Source organism: Terrabacter terrigena, assembly GCF_042676085.1.
Lineage (GTDB): Bacteria > Actinomycetota > Actinomycetes > Actinomycetales > Dermatophilaceae > Terrabacter > Terrabacter terrigena.
Window position 1 is genome coordinate 13,824 of sequence record NZ_JBHTKH010000016.1, and the last position, 21,897, is coordinate 35,720.

Consider the following 21,897-nt stretch of genomic DNA (forward strand, 5'->3'; position numbering starts at 1 on the left):
GCCCGAACGGTAGCCCGGACGCGGATGTGCCGGTCGCGTGTAACGGCACATCCGCGCCAAAGGTTCAGCCCGGGCGTCTCGACTTCTCGTCAGACTGGGGCCCAGCATTGAAGGATGGACAACCACCACGCCGTGCACCCAGGCACCCCCTCGCGTCGCCTCGTCCTCGGCTCGGCAGCCGCCGTCGCCGTCACTGCACTGACCACCCCTGTCGCCTCCGCCAGGAGCCGCCGCGGCGGTCACCTCCCGAACAGCGTCGCCCTGCCGAACGGCACGCAGCCCGAGGGCGTCACCTCAGGCCCGGGCGCCACCTTCTACGTCGGCTCGGTCGCCGACGGACGCATCGTCACCGGCAACCTCCGCACCGGCGAGGTGCGCCCCTTGCTCCCGGCCGCAGCGGGACGCTCCTTGCGCGGCCTGTTCTTCGACCGCCGCACCGGTCTCGTCTGGGCCGTCGGCAGTCTCGGCGAGGACGGGCACATCTGGGCGGTCGACGCCATGTCCGGGGCCGTCGTCAGCGACACCATGGTGCCCGGCGCCGGCTTCCTCAACGACCTCGTCGTCACCCGCCGCGCGGTGTGGGCCACCGACTCGGGCGTGAACCGCCTGACAGTGGTCCGTCTGACGCGCCACGGCGAGCCCACCGGAGCCGCCGCCCGGTTCGTCGAGCTGACCGGTGAGTGGCCCGGCAGCACAGGGGCGTTCAACGCCAACGGCATACGCAGGCTCCCCGACGGAGCGCTCGTGCTCAACCACAGCACCTCGGGCGGCCTGTGGCAGGTGGACCGCCGGACGGGCGTGACGCGCAGGATCGAGGTGGTCGGCGGTCCGCCCATCACGAGCGGAGACGGCCTCGAGCTCGTCGGCAAGACGCTCTACAACGTGCGCGGCAACGGCGCCTTCGCGGTCGTCGCCACCCGTATGCGGCGCCGGGGCGACGAGTGGAGGGCCGAGTGGGTCGACACGCTGACCGATCCGTCGCTGGACGTACCGTCGACCGCGACGGCGGCCCTCGGATCGCTCTGGGTCGTGAACGCCCGCTTCGGCGTGCCGTCACCAGAGACCGCCACCTTCGCCCTGACCCGGCTGCCCCAGGTCTGACCGGAGCGCCAGTCCGACCGACCGGAGCCGTCCGTGGCCCACGACGTGGTGGGCTATGGACGGCTTCTCGGCGCGAGCGCAGACTGGACGGATGGAGACGCGCAGCAGACTCACCCGTCGCAGCGCCCTGACCGCCGTCGCGGCCTCGGCACTCGTTGCCCTCGCGGCCCCGGTCGGATCGTCGGCCGCCGCCGCTCCCACGGCCCCCGCGCCGGCAGCCCCGGTCGTCCAGTCGTCCGTCGCCGACCTGCGCCTGCCGACCGTGACGCCAGGGCACCCGGCCGCTACCCCCATGCGAGGCGGCTGCGACGCGATGATGAGCGACCTCTAGGCCGCTCGAGCACGACCAGGGAGACGGGCCGCCCACACGCGTGACGACGAGCGGGCGACTGGGTATGACGCGTCGGTTGGGCCGCGGCTCAAGCGCCCGGGGGCTGCCCCGGGGGCCAGCAGCACCCCCGAAGGAGCCGTCCCGATGTCCTCGCGTGCCAGACGCACCGACCTGGTCGCCCAGCTCGAGCAGACCCTCGAGGCCTTCGACGAGGCGGGCGGGCACCGTGTGCTGGCCGAGGCCTTCGCGGAGCTCGACCTCGAGGACGCGCTGTCCGACGTCCTGCTCCCCTACCTCCACGGCATGGGGGAACGGTGGTCGAAGGGCGCGATCGGCGTCGCGCAGGAGCACTTCGCCAGCAACGTCATCCGCACCCGGCTCTCCTTGCTGATGAACTCCGAGGCGCGCACCGAGGGACCGCTTGCCGTCCTCGCGTGCATGCCCGGGGAGCACCACGAGTTCGGCCTGATGGCAATGGCGCTCGCGCTCTCGCGTCTCGGCTGGCGCACCTGCTACCTCGGCGCGGACACGCCGACCACAGAGCTCGACCTCACGTGCCTGACGCTGCACCCGGACGCCGTCGTGCTCGCCGCGCACAGCCATACGGCGTTCGAGGCGCACGGGCCGTCCCTGCGCCGCATCGCACGGTCCACGTCCCTGCACATCGCTGCCGGCGGCGCGACGGACGACGTCAGCGAGCTGTGCCACGCGTCGCACCTCGACGGCGACCCGGTCTGGGCGGCGCGCGTGCTGCACGACGCGCTCGGCCGCACCGCGCCCCATCGCACTTCACCCCACCGCGCCGCACCCCACCGCGACGAGCCGTCGGCGGTCTGACTCACCGGCGTGACGCGCTCAGGACTAGGCTCGTTTGCCTTGTGCCACAGTGCTTGTGCAGCCACGCGCGAGCCCCCGCCGATCGATGGAGCGCCCATGACCTCAGGTCCCGCTGACACGCAGCAACTCATCGAGCAGGTCCGCTCCGTGGCCGCCGGAGGTCCGTACGTCGTCACCGAGCGCCCTTACGGCTTCGACCTGACGATCGACGTGGCCGACGCCCGCACGACGACCATGATCAGGCAGCACGGGCTCGAGCGCGTGCTCACCCACGAGGTCCGGCTCGACGAGGCCGCGCACGCGCTCTCGATCACCGACGTCTCCCACGAAGTGCGCTGGGACGAGACGGCTGCCGACGGTGCCGGCCTGCGCCTGCACCCCGAGCGGGTCGGAAAGCCCGCCCTTCGGGGGCGTGCCCACTCGTCGTCGTTCCGCGAGGAGCTCGGCGTCGGTCCGGCGGACGGCGCGCACCGCGGTGGCCACGCCGCTGCGTCCGGCGAGGGTCGCGAGCTCGTCCGCGACGCGGCGGAGGCCCTCGGGTGGCATGAGCGCATGGGCCGTGACCGGCGGATCGCCCTGGCCGTCGCCGGGATCGCCGTCGCCGGCCTGCTCGTCGCTGGTCTCATCACCCTCGTCATCACGCTCGCAGGCTGAGGGCGGCCAGAGCGACGGTCCTGCCGGAGCGCACGACGAACTCCTCGAAGGCAGCCACCGTCAGGTCGTGCGCAGGGTTGCGCACGAGCACGCCGATGGTCCGCAGCGCCCGGGGGTGGTCCAGTGCCACAGGCACGACGTCACCCTCGGGGGCGAAGGCCGGCAGGATCGCGACTCCGAGGCCGGCCCCGACGAGCCCCCTTGCCGTGTGGACGTCCTCGGCCTCGAACCCGACCCGCAGAGGCACACCGGCATCGGCGTAGATCTCCTCGACGCGGCCCCGCAGGCCGAACCCGGTCTTGAGCACGATGAGGTCGTCGAGACCGTCGGCGGCAAGGCTCTCGACGGACACCGAGGTCGACCCCGCCGCGCGGTGGGTGCGGTGGACCGCGACGACGAGCGGCTCGTCGTAGAGCACGGTGCTCGACGCCCCGGAGACCTCCGGGGGCGAGGCCACGAGGGCGACCGAGCAGCGGCCGGCCTCGAAGTCGTCGAGGGCCTTCTGCCGTGAACCCTGCGAGAGCTCGAAGCGCACGCCCGGGAACCGGTCGCGGAAGCGTCGGATGAGGGCCGGCACCACGGCCTCGCCCAGCAGTGTCTGGAACGAGAGCCCGACGGTGCCGTGTCCGACGGCGCCCGATCCGGTGACGGCGTCGACGCCCCGCTCGAGCGCCGCGACACCCTCCTTCGCAAAGGGCAGCAGGGCCCGCCCGGCGGCGGTGAGCGTGATCCCGCGACCGTCCCGCTCCACGACGGGCGTTCCGAGCAGGGCACCGAGGCGGGCGAGGGCCCGGCTGACGGTGGGCTGCGGCATACCGAGCACTGCGGCGGCTGTGGTGACCTGGCCGACCTCGGCCACCACGACGAAGACGGGCAGCAACCGCACGACCGACCTGAACTCCTCCGCTCTCATGTCGCGATCGTATGAGTTTGGGACGTGACATGCATTGGTGCTCTGGGTCGACGCGGCCTAGCGTCGACTCCATGTCCTGGGACGGCCACCTGCCCGAGAGCCGCGAGTACCGGCGCATCCTCGCGGGGCTCGGGGCTGCCGGTATCGCCACCTTCGCGCAGCTCTACTCGCCGCAGGGACTGCTGCCGACGCTGGCCCGGGGCCTCGGGGTAGCCCCGGCCGACGCCGCCCTCTCCGTCTCGGTCGCCACGCTCGGCGTCGCACTCGCGGTGCTGCCCTGGTCGTGGGTCGCCGACCGGGTCGGCCGGCTTCGGGCCATGCAGGTCGCGATCGTCGCCTCCACCGCCCTCGGGGTGCTCGTCGCGCTGGCGCCGAACATCGAGGTGCTCCTGGCCCTCCGGCTCGTCGAGGGCATGGCGCTCGGGGGGCTGCCGGCCCTCGCCGTCACCTACCTCCACGACGAGGTGCACGCCCGCCACACAGCGGCCGCCGCCGCGGCCTACATCTCCGGCACCACGATCGGTGGCGCCGCCGGACGCCTCGTCGCCGGGCCGCTGGCCGGCCTCGTGGGCTGGCGTCCGGCGCTGCTCACCGTCGCCGTTGTCTGTGCCGCCGCCTCCGCCGTCTTCCTGCGGCTCATGCCCCGCCCCCGGGGCTACCGCCCCGCCGGGGCGACCGCGCGGACGGTCGTGGACGGCATGCGCACGAGCCTGCGCGACCCGGCCCTCGTCGGCCTCTACCTGCAGGGCGCCCTGCTCATGGGCGGCTTCGTGGCCGTTTACAACTACCTCGCGTTCCGGCTCGAGGGGCCCGAGTTCGCGCTCCCGGCCACCGTCGGGTCCCTGATCTTCGCCGCGTATGCCGCCGGGACCGCCAGCTCGCGCCTGACCGGTCGCCTGGTGCCGCGCCTCGGGCGGCGCCGGGTGCTCGTCGGCGGCACGCTGACCATGGCGGCAGGGGCGGCGCTCACGCTCGCCGGCTCGCTGGCCGTGGTCGTGCTCGGCCTGCTCGTGCTCACCGCGGGCTTCTTCGCCGCGCACGCCACGGCGTCGGCCTGGGTCGGTGCCCGCGCGTCGACCGGCCGCGCCCAGGCGACCGCCCTCTACAACGTCGCGTACTACAGCGGGTCTGCCCTCGTGGGCTGGGTGCTCGGCTATGCGTGGTCGGACCGGGGCTGGGGCTCGGTCGTGGCGTCCGTCGTCGCCCTCGCGGCCGTCGCGCTCGTCGTCGCCCTGGCGACCCTGCCACGGCCGCGTTCGCACCGGGGCGCACGGCAGGGTGTCCGCGGGATGCGAACGCGGCTCGGCGCCTTCGACGGGTCGGCGAGCGAGTAGGGCCGTGCCGGCATCCGCCCGGTCCGCCCCCTGCCGTGGGAGGCGTGCGTCATGATGTGCCAGTCATGACCCGATCGACTCGTTGGACCGCAGCGCAGGTGGCCGCCCTGGCCCCCGATGCCTCCTCGCTCGCGGCTGCCCGCAGGCTCGCGCGGCCCGGCCCGTGGTCCGACACGGGGTCGACCGACGTGCTCGTCTGGGGCAAGTGCCAGGGGTCGGGCAGGACGCCCTACCAGGTGAGCGTCGACCTCACCGGCCCGGCGTTCCGATGCTCGTGCCCGAGCCGCAAGTTCCCGTGCAAGCACGGTCTCGCCCTGCTGCTGCTCTGGGTCGACGGCTCAGGATCGGTCGCCGACGTCGCCGAGGCGGCCGGCTTCGCGCAGGAGTGGGCGGCCGAGCGGTCGGCGCGGGCGGGCGCGAAGGCCGCGGACGACGCGGCCCGCCCCACGCGTACGTCCGACCCCGCCGCCGCGGCGAAGCGCCTCGAGGAGCGTCTCGCCCTCATGGACGGCGGCATGGACGACTTCGCCCGCTGGCTCACCGACCTCGCGCGCAGCGGCACGGCGACCGCGCGGCACCAGTCGTACGCGTGGTGGGACGGCACCGCGGCCCGACTCGTCGACGCGCAGCTGCCGGGGCTCGCCGACGACGTGCGGTCGGTGGGCGGGGCCGTGAGCGGCCGACCCGACTGGGCCGAGCGGCTGCTCGTCGCACTCGGCCGCTGGTGGACCGCCACGCGGGCGTGGGCGGCCCGCGAGTCGCTCGGCGACGACCAGCTCGGCGACCTCCGTGCCTACCTCGGCTGGTCGGTGAGCACCGAGTCGGTGCGTCGCGCCGACGCGGTCACCGACCGGTGGCTCGTGCTCGGCGCCCACCGCACCGACGACGGGCGGCTCCAGCAGCAGCGCACCTGGCTGCGCGGCGCGAGCACCGGTGAGACCGTGCAGGTCCTCGACTTCGCGGCCGGCGGACAGGTGCTGCCGGTCGCGCGCGTCGTCGGGTCGTGCCTCGACGCGACGCTCGCCCGCTACCCGGGGGCGGCCGTGCGCCGCGCGCTCTTCGTCGACGAGCCCGTGGCCGCCGACGACGACGTGCGTATGCCGTCCGGCGCGTCCCTCGAGCACGCGCGCTCGTCCGCCGCGTCCGCCTGGGGACTCAACCCCTGGGCGCGGCGCTGCCCGGTGGTGCTGGCCGACGCGCGGATCGGGCTCGACCGGGTCGTCGACGCCGACGGCGCCAGTGTCGCCCTCGCCGACGACGCCGACGTGTGGTCACTGCTGGCGGTGACGGGCGGCCGGCCCACGCAGCTCTTCGGCGAGCTCGAGGAGTCCCGCCTGCGGCCGCTGACGGTCGTCGTCGACGGCGAGGTGCTGGGCCTGTGACCGATGCCGTGACCCGTCGGATCACCGACGTCGACATCTGGTGGCGCGAGGTCGGCAACGCCGCGCTGCTCGGCACGGCCCGGCGGGGCGTTCCCGACCTGCCCGACCTCGGGCCGGCGGCGGTGCGTCCGCGCGAGGTGCCCGGGCCGCGCGAGGAGGCGCTGCTCGACGCGGCCGCGCTCGGTGGTGCGGCGCTGCGGGCCGGGCGCCGGCTCGACCACGCAGCGCCACCCGACGCCGCCCCCGACGACACCCGACCGGTCGCTCCCCGCCGGGCCGTCCAGCTGCTCGAGCTCGTGCTGACCCAGCCGCCGGCCGGCGCCGCCCAGCGCGTGGGGCTGCTCGTGCACTGGCTCCGGGCCGCCGACGACGCCGGGTGCCGCGTGCCCCCGGCCGTGCTGCCACTCCTGCTCGGCATGGCGACCGCGACGCGCGAGCTGCGCCGGCCGACCGCGGCCGTTCTCGGCGAACGCGGCAGGTGGCTCGCCGCCTTGCGTGAGGAGTGGGCGTGGGTCGCCGAGGCGACGCCCGGGGCAGAGGCGCGCACGGAGTCGAGGACTTCGGGCACGATTCCGGAGGCCGGCGACTGGGCGCGGCTGCCGTCGGCCGACCGCGTCGCATTGCTGGCCACGGCTCGGGCGCTCGACCCGGCTCGGGCGCGGGCGCTCGTCGAGGCGACGTGGCCCACGGACTCCGCGCGCGACCGCCGGTCCCATCTCGAGACCCTGCGCGTCGGCCTCGACGCCGACGACGAGGCGCTGCTCGAGGTGGCCCTGGACGACCGGGCCGGCACGGTGCGCGAGGTCGCGGCCGAGCTGCTCGACGCGCTCCCGGGGTCACGGCGAGCAGCCCGCATGGCCGAGCGCCTGCGACCCCTCGTGCAGCGCACCGGGCTGCTCGGCCGCGGGGTCGACGTCACCCTGCCCGGCGAGCCCGACCCGGCCGGCGTGCGCGACGGTCTCGGCAAGCCGCCCCCGCGCCGGTCGGCCCGAGGCTGGTGGCTCGAGCAGCTGAGCGCCGGGGCTCCGCTCGAGGTGTGGTCCGAGCTGACCGGTGCCGAGCCCTCGGCGGCGGTGGGGCGACTGGCCGACGCGCAGCAGCCCGACGTGCTGGCCGGCATACGCCGAGCCGTTCGCGCTCGCCGCGACCCGGTGTGGGCGGCAGCGCTCCTCGAGCGCGGCTGGGACGCCACGCTCGTGCCGGCCCTGCCGCGTGACACGCGTGAACGGGTGGCGCTCCGGCGCGTCGACGCGACGACCGACCGCGTGCACGAGCTCGGCGCCGTCGTCGGCGCGGTCGATGCGCCCTGGTCGCCCGACTTCAGCGTCGCTCTCCTGTCGCGGCTGCGTGCCTCCAAGGTCGGCTCGGCCATGGTCCTCGCGACCATGCCGCACCTGCTCGCCGGTCTGCACCCTGCGGCGCTCGACCCCCTCGAGCGCTGGGTCGCCGAGGCCGGCGCCGACCAGACCCTCTCGACCAACCTGCGCAACGTCCTCCAGTTCCACTCCGTCAAGCGAACGATCAACGAGGCCTTCTCATGAGCGAGTCCCCCACGTCTGCAACCGTTCTCCGGGCCCATGCCGAGGACGCGTATGCCGCCGAGCTGGCCGCGCTCGCGGCCGGCGACGACCGCCCGCGCCCACCCCGCTGGCGGCTCTCCCCCTGGGCCGTCACGACCTACCTGCTCGGCGGCACGCTCGACGACGGCACCGAGATCACGCCGAAGTACCTCGGTTCACGCCGGCTCATGGAGGTCGCCGTCGCGTCGCTGGCGACCGACCGGGCACTGCTCCTGCTCGGCGTGCCCGGCACCGCGAAGACGTGGGTCGGGGAGCACCTCGCGGCGGCGATCAGCGGAGCCTCGACCCTCGTCGTCCAGGGCACGGCCGGCACGCCCGAGGAGTCGCTGCGCTACGGCTGGAACTACGCCCGGCTGCTCGCCGAGGGCCCCACCCGGGCGGCCCTCGTGCCGAGCCCGGTCATGCGCGCCATGGAGACCGGTGCCCTCGTCCGCATCGAGGAGCTGACCCGCATCCCCGCCGACGTGCAGGACGCCCTCATCACGATCCTCTCGGAGAAGACGCTGCCGGTCCCCGAGCTCGACACCCAGGTGCAGGCGCGGCAGGGCTTCAACGTCATCGCGACGGCCAACAACCGCGACAAGGGCGTCAACGACCTGTCGTCGGCCCTCAAGCGACGCTTCAACACGCTCGTGCTGCCGCTGCCCGACTCCCTCGAGCAGGAGGTCGAGATCGTCCGCACCCGCGTCGACTCCCTCGGCCGCTCGCTCGAGCTGCCCGCCGGCCTCGAGTCGCTCGCCGAGATCGAGCGCGTCGTCACGGTCTTCCGCGAGCTGCGCTCGGGCGTGACCGCAGACCAGCGCACGACCGTGAAGTCACCGTCGGCGACACTGTCCACGGCCGAGGCGATCTCGGTGATGACCAACGGCCTGTCGCTCGCGGCGCACTTCGGTGACGGCGTCGTGCGGGCCGACGACGTCGCAGCCGGACTCGTCGGGGCCGTCGTCAAGGACCCCGTGCAGGACCGCATCGTCTGGCAGGAGTACCTCGAGACGGTCGTCAAGGACCGCCCCGAGTGGACCGACCTCTACCGCGCCTGCCGCGAGCTGGGCTGACGGTGTCCCCTGCCCCAGTGACACCGGAGCCGCGCGTCGAGGTGCTCGGCGTGCGCCACCACGGCCCCGGGTCGGCCCGGTCGGTGGAGCGGGCGCTCGACGAGCTGCAGCCCGACGTCGTCCTCATCGAGGGGCCGCCCGAGCTCGATGCCCTCATCCCGCTGGCGGGCGACCCCGACCTCGTGCCTCCCGTCGCCGGCCTCGTCTACGCCGTCGACCAGCCGCGGCGTGCGGCGTTCTACCCCTTCGCCGTGTTCTCGCCCGAGTGGGTGGCGCTCCGGTGGGCGCTCGAGCACGGAGTCGACGTCCGGTTCGCCGACCTCCCCGCGACCCACTTCCTCGCCGACGCACCCGAGGGCGCGGGCGACAGCGAGCGCCGCCCCCGGCGCCACCGCGGCGAGCGGCCCGACCCCATCACGGCCTTGGCGTCCGCGGCGGGCTACGACGACCCCGAGCGCTGGTGGGAGGACGCCATCGAGCACCGACGCACGTCGTCGCTCATGCACTTCGCCCACCTGCGCGAGGCGATGCAGGGCGTGCGTGGCGATCTCGACGTCGACGACGACGACCGTCGAGAAGCGTTCATGCGCAAGGTGATCCGCGCGGAGCTCAAAGCGGGTCGCCAGCGCGTGGCCTTCGTCTGCGGCGCCTACCACGCGCCCGCACTGGACCCCGGGTCGTTCCCGCCGGCGAGCCGCGACAACGCGTTGCTCAGCAAGCTGCCCAGGACCAAGGTCGCCGCGACGTGGGCGCCGTGGAGCTCCGGGCGGCTCTCGTACGCCAGTGGCTACGGCGCCGGGGTCCGCTCGCCGGGGTGGTACCAGCACCTCTTCGTCACGCCCGACGCCGAAGTCGTGCCGTCGTGGTTCGTGCGGGTGGCGCGGGCCCTGCGCGGCGAGAACCTCGACGCGTCGACGGCATCCGTCGTGGAGGCGACGCGCCTCGCCGGCGCCCTGGCCGCCGTGCGGGGGCGCCCGTCGGTCGGTCTGAGCGAGCTCACCGACGCCGCCAGGGCCGTGCTGACCGAGGGCGCCGACCTGCCGCTGCGGCTCATCGACCGCACCCTCGTCATCGGCGAGGATCTGGGCCGCGTGCCCGCCTCGACGCCGATGGTGCCGCTCGCCAGTGACCTCGCCAGGCTGCAGAAGTCCTTGCGGCTCAAGGTCTCTGCGACCTCGGCCGTCGTCCAGCTCGACCTGCGGCGAGAGTCGCAGCTCGCCCGCTCGGTGCTGCTCCACCGGCTCGCGATCCTCGACGTCCACTGGGGGAGCCAGGTCGACGCGGGGCGCTCGACCGGCACCTTCAAGGAGGCGTGGGAGCTCGAATGGACGCCCGAGCTCGCCGTCGCCGTCATCGAGGCGAGCCTGCACGGCACCACGGTGCGCAGCGCAGCCGAGTCGAAGGTCGCGGAGGAGGCCGAGCAGGCGTCCGACCTCGGAGTGCTCGGCAGTCTCATCGAGCAGTGCCTGCTCGCCGACCTGCCCGACGGCCTGCGGGCCGTCGTCGCGGCCCTCGCCGACCGCACCGCGCGGCAGCACGACACCCAGGCCCTCCTCGAGACGGTCGAACCCCTCGCCCGCACCTGCCGCTACGGCGACGTGCGCGGCGTCGACGTCGCCGATGTGACCCACGTGCTCCAGACCGTCGTCGTGCGCGCGTCGGTCGGCCTGCGCGCCGCCTGCGCGAGCCTCGACGACGACAGCGCGGCCCGCATGCGCACCGCCGTCGAAGCGGCCCACCGCGGCATCGCCCTCGTCGACCGTGACGACCTGCGTGACCCCTGGCACGAGGCGCTGCTCACCGTCGGGCGCGACGAGGTGATCCACGGAGCCGTGTCGGGCCGGGTCAACCGCCTGTTGCTCGACGGCGGGCTCCTCGAGCACGCCGACGCGGCCGCGCGGCTGAGCCGGCGCCTCTCGCCGGGCACGCCTGCGCCCGCCGCGGCGGCCTGGCTCGACGGGTTCCTCACCGGCGAGGCCCTCCTGCTGGTGCACGGCGACGACCTCCTCTCGATCATCGACGAGTGGCTCGTCGGGGCGTCGGAGGAGGCGTTCGAGGACCTCCTGCCCCTCGTGCGACGCACCTTCGCGCGCTACCAGCCCGCCGAACGCCGCCTCATCGGAGGACACCTGCGCGACCTCGCGAGCGGCACGCGTACCTCCTCGGTGACGACGACGGACATCGACCTCGACCGGGCCGCCCCGGCGATCGCGGCCGTCGCCCGGCTGCTCGGTCTGGAGGTGGCGTCGTGAGCGAGGAACGCGACCGGCTCACGCGGTGGCGGCTCGTGCTCGGCGGCGAGCAGTCCGACGGCATCGGCGAGGCGGCGACGCTGGACGCCGACGACCGCAAGCGCGACGAGGCGCTGCGCGACCTCTACGACGGCGAGCGCCGCAGCGGGCTCGGCGCATCGGCGCCGAAGGTGGCCCGGTGGCTCGGCGACATCCGCGGCTACTTCCCGTCCTCGGTCGTGCAGGTGATGCAGGCCGACGCGATGGACCGGCTGGGGCTCACGCAGCTGCTCCTCGAGCCCGAGCTCATGGAGGCGGTGCAGCCCGACGTCAACCTCGTCTCGACGCTCGTCGGGCTGAACCACGTCATCCCAGAGCGGTCGCGCGCCACGGCCCGGGCGGTCGTGCGCGTCGTCACCGACGAGCTCGAGGAGCGCCTGAGGGCCGAGACGGTGCAAGCGATCACGGGTGCGCTCAACCGGGCCGCGCGCACGCGTCGGCCGCGGCACTCCGACATCGACTGGAACCGCACCGTCGCGGCCAATCTCAAGCACTACCAGCCGGAGCACCGCACGGTCGTGCCCGAGCGGCTCGTCGGCTACGCGCGCCGCGCCCACCGGGTCGAGCGGCGGATCATCCTGTGCGTCGACCAGTCCGGCTCGATGGCCGAGTCCGTCGTCTACTCCAGCGTCTTCGGCGCCGTGCTCGCCTCGCTGCGGTCGGTCGAGACGAAGCTCGTCGTCTTCGACACCGCAGTCGTCGACCTCACCGACGAGCTGGACGACCCCGTCGACGTGCTCTTCGGCGTGCAACTGGGCGGTGGCACCGACATCAACCAGGCGCTCGCGTACTGCGAGAGCCTCATCGAGCAGCCCGCCGACACGATCCTCGTGCTCATCAGCGACCTCTACGAGGGTGGCATCGCCGAGGAGATGGTGCGCCGCGCCTCCTCCGTCGTCGCGTCCGGCGCCACGATGGTCGCGCTCCTCGCACTCAGCGACTCGGGGCGGCCGAGCTTCGACGCCGACCACGCCGCGGCGCTGGCTGCGGTCGGGGTGCCGGCGTTCGCGTGCACGCCCGACCGCTTTCCCGACCTCATGGCGACGGCGATCGAGAAGCGCGACATCACCGCCTGGGCCGCCGCCAACGACATCGTCACGACCCACGAGCCCGACCCGGCCCCCTGAGGCCCTGCCCCGGGAGCGCGCTTCCCGCGCAGGTGCGCGCTGCCCGCGGGGGTGCGCGCTTCCTGCAGGAGTGGGCCGCGCAGCGGACACTTCTCGCGGAAGGCCCCACCTCTGGCGGGACGGCGCACCCGGCGAGCCCGAAGCCGCACCGTGGCGGCGCGACGTCGAGCTCAGCCGCACGACCGCGGCGTGCGGGTGAGGCGGGCCGAGAGCCCGACGCCCACCCGCACGCCACAGTGGTCACGTCGTCGATCAGGACGTGGTGCGGTAGATCCCACGCCCGAACGTCGCGACGTAGAGCTTGCCGTCCGGTCCCTCCAGGACCTGGGTGGCGATGGTGGCCGGGACGGCGTCACGCGACCACTGGGGGGCGCCGGTGCGCAGCGACTTCAGTGTGGTCTCGACGACCCCGAGGTCGGTGGCCATGACGACCCGACCGTTCGAGGTGATCAGCAGGTTGTCGCCGGGGACGTCCGGCAGGTTGCCGCTGACGTCGGTCCAGACCGCCGTGGCCTCACCGGTGGAGTCGGTGCCACCGGTGAGGGTGACCTTCCACAGGTGGCCCGAACCGGCAAGGTCGCTGCCCGGCCCGTCGACCCAGTTGCGGGAGTAGCCGCCGAACACCACGTACGAGCTGTGCGGGTCGGCCGGGTCCGGCGTCACGCCGGTGACCATCCGCAGGGGGACGCCCGCCGGCGTGGCCACCTGCTGGTAGCTGCCGTTGGCATTCGTCATCAGCCCACGAGCGAAGCTCGAGCCGGGGTTGCACGACCCGCACCAGCCTGCCCACACCACGTGGTTGCGGCTGGCCAGAGCGGTGATGGAGTGTCCGCCGCCGGTGTCCGCGGCCTTGGTCCAGTCGGCACCGCTCGTGCTGGCCCAGGTCTTGGTGTTGGTCCAGACGTACTCGCCGCCGGCGACCCAGGTGCCGGCGTCGGTCTGGTCGGCGCTGAAGGGGGCGATGAAGCGAGGCAGCGGATCGGCCGGCGCGATGGTGACGATGGAGCTGTCGGAGGCCGGGCTGCCGTCCGCGACACCGCAGCTGGTCGTCATCTGCAGCGTCAGGTCGACGTACTCGCCGACCGTTCGGCAGCCGTTGTTCGGGTCGACCAGCTGCTGGCCGCCGTCACCTCCGTAGGGCGAGACCATCACGCCGTCGTTGGCCGGGTCGAGCAGGGAGACGCCGTTGTCCTGGAGTCCACCCCACACCTGCACCTGGCCGGGGTGGGCGACGTCCTTGCCGACGCCGACCGAGTAGTACTGCAGCATGTCGAGCTGACCGGACCGGGACAGCGACCGCCAGGACGAGGCCGTCGGCGACACCGCCCGCTGGTAGAGGCCGCCGTCGTTGCCGACGTACACCTGGCCCGCGCTCGACCCGGAACCGAAGGCGATCGTGTGCTGGTCGGAGTGGAGGACGTTGCCGTCACACGTGTTGTCGGCGTCGACGTTGGACCAGCAGGAGAAGCCGAAGTCCCAGTAGCGCCCGATGGTCTTCCAGCTCGCGCCTCCGTCCCAGGACTCGTAGACCTCTTCGAGCCCCACGTAGACGTGCTTGGCGTTCGCGGGGTCCACGCCGATGAACTGGTTGTACCAGGACTGCACGCCCGGCGCGTAGCCCTTGCCGATCCGCTGCTTGCGCTCGGCCGAGCCGCTCTGGGCCAGCGTGCTCGGGTTGGCGATCTGGTTGTAGGGGCCCGCGGCCGCACCGGTGGCGGACACGTAGACACCGGACAGCGCGCTCGCTGCGCCGGCGACCAGGGCCGCCGGCGACTCGAGGACCACGTAGAGCTTCGAGCCGTCCGCGGAGTACTGCATGGTGGCGTTGCCGACGTCCTTGGGGTTGATCGCTCCGGACGGGTTGACCTTCGCCCACGTCGTGCCGCCGTCGCGGCTGAGGTAGAAGCCGTTGTAGGCCGCGCCGCTGCGCCACGCGACGTTCGCGAGGATGACCTGGCCACCGGTGCCGGGCTGCACGGCGACGTCGTTGGCGATGTCGCGGTAGCTGGCGTTGACGTCGGTGCACGAGAGCATCCCCTGGGCGCAGGGCGCGAGCGTCCGGCTCCAGGCGGTGGTCGCGGGCCCGGTGAGGGAGTGCACGTAGAGCCCACGAGAGGCGGCGACGAAGACTCGACCGTTGGCCGCGTCGACGAGGATCCGGCGGATGACCTGGCTGTCCAGCTCGGTGCCGCCGACCTTGGACGCGGCGGTGAAGGTGGCGCTGTCGGGCGACGCGAGCCGGAAGACACCGGCGCCGACGTACGTCGACGAGCCGGTCGTGCCGTCACCCGTCGCCACCCACAGGGCACCGTCGGGCGCGATGGACATGCTGCCGATCGACTGGGTGGGCAGGGCGTCGGCGATCGGCGTCCACGTGGTGCCGTTGTCGCACGAGCGCTTGACGCCCCCGGCCGCGCCACCGGCGAAGACGCAGTGGGCGTCCACGGCGAGCGCCTGGACCCGGCCGCTCACGTAGCCGGCGCCGCCGCTGCTGTTCGAGGCGCTCGGGTCGCGGTAGCGGGGGTCGTCGGAGTTGTACGGAACGTTGGTGATCGAGGCCCACGACGACGGGGCTGCCGGGAGGGAGGAGAGCTGGCTGTAGGCCGCCGCATACGCGCCGGGCGCGACGAGCCCGGTGGGCGCAGAGCGCGCCTGCGCGAACTCGGCCTGCGAGGTCATCAGCTCGGCGGCCTCGTCCCCAGCGTCCAGGAACCGGCCACCGCCTCCCCCGCCCGCGCTGGTGCTGGCATAGCCGGGGAGCGCGAGGAGGGGCGTGATCGCGAGAGCAGCGCCGGCGACAACGCACAGCGCGCCCCGACGCAGACCGCGTCCCTTCGTCGGGACCTTTGGAGTGAGCATCATTGCTGGAACCCTCCCTGCCAAGGCGCCGTGGTCCGGCGCACGAGTCGTCGCAGTCTTCTGAACATGCGAGTCCCGTGGCAGCCGGTCCTCGGCTGTCGTCACGGGATTGGCTCGCACAGTAGACCTGAGCAGCGACCCGAAGAGCCCCGCGAAGATGTGAGTTCCCTGAGTGCGGGGACAGCCCGGGGTGGCGGCACGAACCAGCCGGGTTCGGGCGAGCACGCGGACGGCCACGCACTCCCCTCCCGGTAGGAGGGTCAGTCGTCGAGGGTGCCGACGTAGGCCGTCAGCCTCTGCTGGTCGCGGCCCAGGGTCTTGACGTCGTAGCCGAGCTGCACGGTCGCCTGGGCGGCGGTGAGGGAGTAGGACTCGAGGGCGATGGTGACGGCGTACAGCCGCGCCGCGGTCCGGAGCGAGATCGTGTAGGTGCCGGCCGGCGCGAAGCCGGCCTCACGGGTCAGCCGGATGACGCGCGAGTTCTCGCCGACGTGCTCGGTGCGCTGCTTCCAGAGCACCTCGGCGCGGCTCGGTGGCGAAGCGGTCCGCACGGTCTCCGTGCAGCCGGTGAGGGCGAAGGCTGTGAGCAGCGTGGCGGCGATGGTGCGTCCGAGCATGGTCGGTCCCCTGTTCTCCCGGGTCCACCGGACCCGCCCCTGTGGCCGTCTGTCCGGCCGGCGCAGTGTGGCAGATGTGGGCAGTCGAGAGACGGTTCCATGAGGCCGCTCGGCAAACCTCCGCGATGTCTACTCGCGGGTCGCCATCGATGAGTGGAAGGCTGCGGGTGTGGCGTGACGAGCGCCACGCGCCCTGCCGGGCGGAGGCACGACGAAGGAGACCTGCTCGATGATCTCGCGGATCGCGATCGTCAACCGCGGTGAGGCCGCCATGCGCCTCATCCACGCCGTGCGTGACCTCAACGCGGGCACAGGCCCCGGCGGTCACCGCATCGAGACGGTCGCCTTGCACACCGAGGGCGAGCGGCGGGCCATGTTCGTCCGCGAGAGCGACCACGCCTACGACCTCGGGCCGGCATCGGCACGCCCCTACCTCGACCACGCCGTGCTCGAGAAGGCGCTGCGCGAGACGAACGCCGACGCCGCGTGGGTCGGCTGGGGCTTCGTCGCCGAGGACCCCGCTTTCGCCGAGCTGTGCGAGCGAGTCGGCGTCACCTTCATCGGTCCGAGCCCCGAGGCCATGCGCAAGCTGGGCGACAAGATCGGCAGCAAGCTCATCGCCGAGGAGGTCGGCGTGCCCGTCGCGCCGTGGAGCCGTGGCGGCGTAGACACGCTCGACGACGCGAAGGCCGCGGCCGCTCGCATCGGCTACCCGCTCATGCTCAAGGCGACCGCCGGCGGTGGCGGGCGCGGCATCCGCCGCGTCGACTCCGACGCCGACCTCACCGACGCCTACGAGCGCACCCGCGACGAGGCCGAGCGCGCCTTCGGCTCGGGCGTGGTCTTCCTCGAGAAGCTCGTCACCGGCGCACGCCACATCGAGGTGCAGGTCATCGCCGACGGCCAGGGCTCCGCGTGGGCGGTCGGCGTGCGCGACTGCTCGGTGCAGCGTCGCAACCAGAAGGTCATCGAGGAGTCCGCCTCACCCGTGCTCACGAGCGAGCAGGAGGACGAGGTCCGCGCCAGCGCCGAGCGGCTCGCGATCGCGGTCGGCTACGCCGGAGCCGGCACCGTCGAGTTCCTCTACCACCCGGGCGAGCGCTTCTTCGCCTTCCTCGAGGTCAACACGCGCCTGCAGGTCGAGCACCCGATCACCGAGGTCGTCACCGACACCGACCTCGTCAAGCTCCAGATCCACGTCGCGAACGGCGGCCGGCTCGACGAGCTCGAGGGCGGCCGGCCCACCCAGCGCGGCCACGCCGTCGAGGCCCGCCTCAACGCCGAGGACCCCGACCGCGACTTCGCCCCGAGCCCCGGCCGCATCAGCCTGCTGCAGTTTCCCGCCGGGCCCGGCATCCGCGTCGACACCGGTGTCGGAGAAGGCGACTCGATCCCGGCCGACTTCGACTCGATGATCGCCAAGATCATCGCCTACGGCCGCGACCGCGACGAGGCCCTCGCCCGGCTGCGTCGCGCCATGGCCGAGACGACCGTCGTCATCGACGGAGGGTCGACGAACAAGAGCTTCATCCTCGACCTGCTCGACCAGCCCGAGATCATCGACGGCTCGGCCGACACCGGCTGGATCGACCGCGTGCGCGCCGAGGGCCGCCTCGTGTCACACCGTCACTCCGGCGTCGCGCTCGTCGCCGCCGGCATCGAGGCCTACGAGGACGCCGAGGCCATCGAGCGCGCTCGCCTGCTCGAGTCCGCCCGAGGCGGCCGCCCGCAGGTCCAGCACGCCGTCGGCCGCGCCATCGACCTGAAGCTGCGCGGCACGGCATACAAGGTCATGGTGCTGCGCACCGCCGGCCACCGCTACCGCGTCAGCATCACCAACGGGGGCGAGCCGCACGTCGTCGACGCGACCATCGACCGCATCGACGAGTACTCCGGCCGCATCGTCGTCGAGGGCCGCTCGCACCGCCTCATCACAGCCACCCACGGCCCCGTCCACCTCGTCGAGGTCGACGGCGTGACGCACCGCGTCTCCCGCGACGAGGGCGGCGTCGTCCGGTCGCCCGCGCCCGCGCTCGTCGTCGCCACGCCGGTCCAGGTCGGCGCGGAGGTCGCCGCGGGCGCCCCGGTGCTCGTGCTCGAGTCGATGAAGATGGAGACGGTGCTGCCCGCGCCGTTCCCGGCGCGGGTGCGCGAGCTGCTCGTCGCCGTCGGCAGCCAGGTCGAGACCGGCGCCCCGCTCGTGCGCCTCGAGCCGACCGGTGGCGAGGAGGAGGTCGCCGAGACTTCCGACTCCGCCGGCGTCGACCTCGACCTGCCCGACGCGAGCGCCCACAGCGCGACCGTCCGCGAGCGGGTCGACCGCGGCATCGAAGACCTCTCCGCGAGCGTGCTCGGCTTCGACATCGACCCGACGGGCAACGCCCGGATGCTGTCCGGCTACCTCACGGCACGTGACGAGCTGGCCGCGGACGGCGCCGTGCCGCTCGCCGAGGAGATCGCGATCCTCGAGCTCCTCACCGACTTCGCCGAGCTGAGCCGCAACCGTCCCGCGGCCGAGGAGCGCCACACCGAGCTGCTCGTGCACAGCCCGCGCGAGCACTTCCACTCGTACCTGCAGAGCCTCGACGTGGAGCGGGCCGGGCTGTCGGCCGACTTCCGCGACAAGCTCGCCCGGGTGCTGCGTCACTACGGCGTCGCCGACTTCGAGCGCACGCCCGACCTCGAGGAGGCGGTGTTCCGCGTCTTCCTCGCCCAGCAGCGCTCGGCCCCCGAGGTGCAGCTCGCGACCTCGATCCTTCAGCGCTGGCTCGCCGAGCCGATCCCGACGGCGCCCCTGGACGTCGCCGCCCGCGACGCGCTCGACCGGCTCGTCGTCGCGACCCAGCTGCGCTTCCCGGTCATCGGCGACCTCGCGCGCAGCGTCCGCTTCCGCTGGTTCGACCAGCCGCTCGTCGACGAGGACCGCGAGAGCGTGCTGGCCGGCGTCCGCGACAAGCTGGCGGCCCTCGCCGCAGAGCCCGACGCCCCCGACCACACGGCCCGCGTCGACGAGCTGGCCGCCATCCCCGAGCAGATCGTGCGCTTCCTCGCCGAGCGCCTGCACGAGCAGTCGCCCGACAGCCTGCCCGAGCACGAGCCGATGCTCGAGGTGCTCATCAAGCGGCACTACCGCGAGCACGAGCTGCACGGTCTGCGCACCTTCTCCGAGGCCGACCGGCCGTTCGCCGTCGCCGACTACACTCTCGACGACCGCCCGACGCACCTCACGTCGACGATCGGCTCGGTCGACGAGCTGACGCCGGGCAGCGCCCTCGACACCGCCGTCTCCAACGACGTGTGGTCGCGCGCCACCGGCCTCCAGTCCGTCGTCGACCTCTACCTGCGCTGGCCGCAGGAGCCGCCGTCGCCCGACGGGGCGAGCGACCAGCTCGGGGCGCTGCTCCAGCAGCTCCCGTTCGCCCAGGACGTACGCCGCGTCGCCATCGCCGTGAGCGCCGGGCAGGACCGTCCGGTCGGCTACTTCACCTTCCGCCCCGTCGACGGCACGCTCGTCGAGGACCGTCTCGTCCGCGGAGTGCACCCGATGGTCGGCCGGCGCCTCAACCTGTGGCGGCTCACCGCCTTCGACGTGACGCGCCTCGACGCCCCCGAGGACGTCCTGCTCTACGAGTGCGTGGCGAAGGACAACCCCGAGGACACGCGCCTCGTCGCGCTCGCCCAGGTGCGCCAGATCGTCGTCGTCCGTGACGAGGCCGGCCAGGTCTCGGGCCTGCCGCACGTCGAGCGTGCCATCGCCAACTGCCTCGAGGCGATCCGCCGCGTGCGCGCCTCCCGCGGCGCCAAGGGCTCGAAGCTCGACATGAACCACGTGTGGGTGCAGATCTGGCCCACGATCGAGGCCGACCTGGGCCAGCTCACCGCCCTGCGCAGCAAGATCGCCCCGGTCACCGCAGGCGCGGGCATCGAGGAGGTTCTCGTCCAGGCGACCGTCGCCGGCACCCCCGACGCCGCGCCGCTCGCGATCGCGGGCCGCTTCTACTACCAGCCGGGCTCGGGTGTCGTCGCCTCGGTCGGCGCCCCGCCCACCGAGCCGCTCAAGCCCCTCGACGACTACGCCTCGAAGGTCGTCCGGGCCCGCCGCCGCGGCCTCGTCTACCCGTACGAGCTGCAGTCGATGATCGCCGGCGACGGCGGCACCGTGGTCGAGCACGACCTCGACGACACGGGCTCCCTCGTGCCGGTCGACCGTCCGCAGGGCCTCAACAAGGCCGGCATCATCGTCGCCGTCGTCACCTCGCCGACGGCGCGTCACCCCGAGGGCGTCACCCGGGTCGTGCTGTCGGGCGACCCGCTGCGGTCGCTCGGCTCGGTCGCCGAGGCCGAGTGCGCCCGGGTCATCGCGGCGATCGACCTCGCCGAGAAGATGCGCGTGCCGCTCGAGTGGTACTCCCTCTCGGCCGGCGCCCGCATCTCCATGGACTCCGGCACCGAGAACATGGACTGGGTGGCCCGCGCCCTCAAGCGGATCATCGAGTTCACCCAGGCGGGCGGCGAGATCAACATCGTCGTCGCCGGCATCAACGTCGGCGCCCAGCCCTACTGGAACGCCGAGGCGACGATGCTCATGCACACCAAGGGCATCCTCGTCATGACGCCCGACAGCGCCATGGTGCTCACCGGCAAGCAGTCACTCGACTTCTCGGGCGGCGTCTCGGCGGAGGACAACTTCGGCATCGGCGGCTACGACCGCGTCATGGGCCCCAACGGCCAGGCGCAGTACTGGGCCAAGGACCTCGCCGGCGCCCGCGACATCCTCATGGCGCACTACGACCACGCGTACGTCGCCCCCGGCGAGTCGGGTCCGCGGCGCGTGCCGACGAGCGACCCGACCCACCGTGACGTCACGCTGTCCGCGCACGACGCACCCGGCTCGGACTTCAAGACGGTCGGCGAGATCTTCAGCTCGCTCACCAACCCCGACCGCAAGAAGCCCTTCGACATCCGCACGCTCATGCGCGCCGTGTCCGACCAGGACCACGCGACGCTCGAGCGCTGGGCCGGCATGGCCGACGCCGAGACCGCCGTCGTGCAGGACGCCCACCTCGGGGGCATCCCGGTGACGCTCATCGGCATCGAGAGCAAGTCCGTTGCGCGACGGGGCTTCCCGCCCACCGACGGACCCGACACCTACACGGCGGGCACGCTCTTCCCGCGGTCGTCCAAGAAGGTCGCGCGGGCGATCAACGCGGCGAGCGGCAACCGGCCCGTCGTCGTGCTGGCCAACCTGTCGGGCTTCGACGGCTCACCGGAGTCGATGCGGGCGCTGCAGCTCGAGTACGGCGCCGAGATCGGTCGTGCCATCGTCAACTTCGACGGCCCGATCGTCTTCACCGTCGTCTCGCGCTACCACGGCGGCGCGTTCGTCGTGTTCTCGAAGACGCTGAACCCGCGCATGACGGTGCTCGCCGTCGAGGGCTCGTTCGCGTCGGTGCTCGGTGGGGCGCCGGCTGCGGCCGTCGTGTTCTCGCGCGACGTCGACGCCCGCACGGCCTCCGACCCGCGCATCACCGAGCTCGAGGCGCAGGTCGCCGCCGCCTCGGGCGTCGAGCGAGCCCGGCTCGCAACGGAGCTCGCCGACCTGCGCACCTCGGTGCGCGCCGAGAAGCTGAGCCAGGTCGCGTCCGAGTTCGACTCGGTGCACAGCATCCACAGGGCCGTGTCGGTCGGTTCCGTCGACGCCGTCATCGGGGCCCATGAGATGCGCCCGCGCATCATCGCCGCGCTGGAGGCAGCGCTCGACGGCTAGTCTTCGGGCGGTCGCGCGAGCCTGCGCGACCGCCCGGTACAGCACGACC

14 protein-coding genes are annotated in these 21,897 nt (G+C 73.4%); 11 read left to right on the forward strand and 3 right to left on the reverse strand.

Features of this window, described 5'->3' with window-relative positions; genetic code table 11:
• The first annotated feature begins 114 nt into the window (after window positions 1–114).
• The 4 genes from ACFQ2V_RS17905 to ACFQ2V_RS17920 all read left to right on the forward strand — a co-directional run bounded on the left by ACFQ2V_RS17905 (window position 115) and on the right by ACFQ2V_RS17920 (window position 2,923).
• Entirely contained in the window at window positions 115–1,101 is a 987-nt protein-coding gene (locus tag ACFQ2V_RS17905) for a hypothetical protein (RefSeq protein WP_386054234.1), read from the forward strand.
• A 91-nt stretch (window positions 1,102–1,192) separates the two neighbouring features.
• Window positions 1,193–1,432: a hypothetical protein gene (locus tag ACFQ2V_RS17910; protein ID WP_386054236.1), complete on the forward strand. Its 240-nt coding sequence runs from the start codon at window positions 1,193–1,195 to the stop codon at window positions 1,430–1,432.
• 144 nt (window positions 1,433–1,576) lie between these two features.
• Window positions 1,577–2,269 (forward strand): cobalamin B12-binding domain-containing protein, encoded by a 693-nt coding sequence (locus ACFQ2V_RS17915; protein ID WP_386054237.1) that lies wholly within the window; start codon window positions 1,577–1,579, stop codon window positions 2,267–2,269.
• A 96-nt stretch (window positions 2,270–2,365) separates the two neighbouring features.
• Window positions 2,366–2,923, forward strand: a complete 558-nt coding sequence (locus ACFQ2V_RS17920; protein WP_386054238.1) for a hypothetical protein — start codon at window positions 2,366–2,368, stop codon at window positions 2,921–2,923.
• On the opposite strand, the gene ACFQ2V_RS17925 is transcribed toward ACFQ2V_RS17920, so the two are convergent.
• Window positions 2,907–3,836, reverse strand: coding sequence for a LysR family transcriptional regulator (locus ACFQ2V_RS17925; protein WP_386054239.1), 930 nt, complete (start codon window positions 3,834–3,836; stop codon window positions 2,907–2,909). The genes ACFQ2V_RS17920 and ACFQ2V_RS17925 overlap by 17 nt on opposite strands.
• Window positions 3,837–3,907: 71 nt before the next feature.
• Here ACFQ2V_RS17925 and ACFQ2V_RS17930 point away from each other — a divergent pair, with 71 nt between their 5' ends.
• The 6 genes from ACFQ2V_RS17930 to ACFQ2V_RS17955 all read left to right on the forward strand — a co-directional run bounded on the left by ACFQ2V_RS17930 (window position 3,908) and on the right by ACFQ2V_RS17955 (window position 12,605).
• Window positions 3,908–5,170 carry an MFS transporter gene (locus ACFQ2V_RS17930; RefSeq protein WP_386054240.1) on the forward strand — a complete coding sequence of 421 codons (1,263 nt, stop codon included), beginning with the start codon at window positions 3,908–3,910 and terminating at the stop codon, window positions 5,168–5,170.
• A gap of 65 nt (window positions 5,171–5,235) precedes the next feature.
• A complete protein-coding gene (locus ACFQ2V_RS17935) occupies window positions 5,236–6,552 on the forward strand; it encodes an SWIM zinc finger family protein (RefSeq protein WP_386054242.1) in 1,317 nt (438 codons plus the stop codon).
• Entirely contained in the window at window positions 6,549–8,093 is a 1,545-nt protein-coding gene (locus ACFQ2V_RS17940; protein WP_386054243.1) for a DUF5691 domain-containing protein, read from the forward strand. Before ACFQ2V_RS17935 ends, ACFQ2V_RS17940 begins: the two co-directional genes overlap by 4 nt.
• Window positions 8,090–9,187 (forward strand): ATP-binding protein, encoded by a 1,098-nt coding sequence (locus tag ACFQ2V_RS17945; protein ID WP_386054244.1) that lies wholly within the window; start codon window positions 8,090–8,092, stop codon window positions 9,185–9,187. Before ACFQ2V_RS17940 ends, ACFQ2V_RS17945 begins: the two co-directional genes overlap by 4 nt.
• Window positions 9,188–9,204: 17 nt before the next feature.
• Window positions 9,205–11,439: a DUF5682 family protein gene (locus tag ACFQ2V_RS17950; RefSeq protein WP_386054246.1), complete on the forward strand. Its 2,235-nt coding sequence runs from the start codon at window positions 9,205–9,207 to the stop codon at window positions 11,437–11,439.
• Window positions 11,436–12,605 (forward strand): VWA domain-containing protein, encoded by a 1,170-nt coding sequence (locus ACFQ2V_RS17955; protein ID WP_386054247.1) that lies wholly within the window; start codon window positions 11,436–11,438, stop codon window positions 12,603–12,605. The genes ACFQ2V_RS17950 and ACFQ2V_RS17955 overlap by 4 nt, the downstream gene beginning before the upstream one ends.
• Window positions 12,606–12,857: 252 nt before the next feature.
• On the opposite strand, the gene ACFQ2V_RS17960 is transcribed toward ACFQ2V_RS17955, so the two are convergent.
• Together ACFQ2V_RS17960 and ACFQ2V_RS17965 are read right to left on the reverse strand one after the other, a co-directional pair.
• Complete coding sequence (locus ACFQ2V_RS17960) at window positions 12,858–15,467, reverse strand: WD40/YVTN/BNR-like repeat-containing protein (protein WP_386054248.1); 2,610 nt, start codon at window positions 15,465–15,467, stop codon at window positions 12,858–12,860.
• Between the two features lie 257 nt (window positions 15,468–15,724).
• Window positions 15,725–16,081 (reverse strand): hypothetical protein, encoded by a 357-nt coding sequence (locus tag ACFQ2V_RS17965; RefSeq protein WP_386054250.1) that lies wholly within the window; start codon window positions 16,079–16,081, stop codon window positions 15,725–15,727.
• A gap of 229 nt (window positions 16,082–16,310) precedes the next feature.
• Here ACFQ2V_RS17965 and ACFQ2V_RS17970 point away from each other — a divergent pair, with 229 nt between their 5' ends.
• Window positions 16,311–21,848, forward strand: coding sequence for an ATP-binding protein (locus tag ACFQ2V_RS17970; RefSeq protein ID WP_386054251.1), 5,538 nt, complete (start codon window positions 16,311–16,313; stop codon window positions 21,846–21,848).
• The last annotated feature ends 49 nt before the right edge of the window (window positions 21,849–21,897 follow it).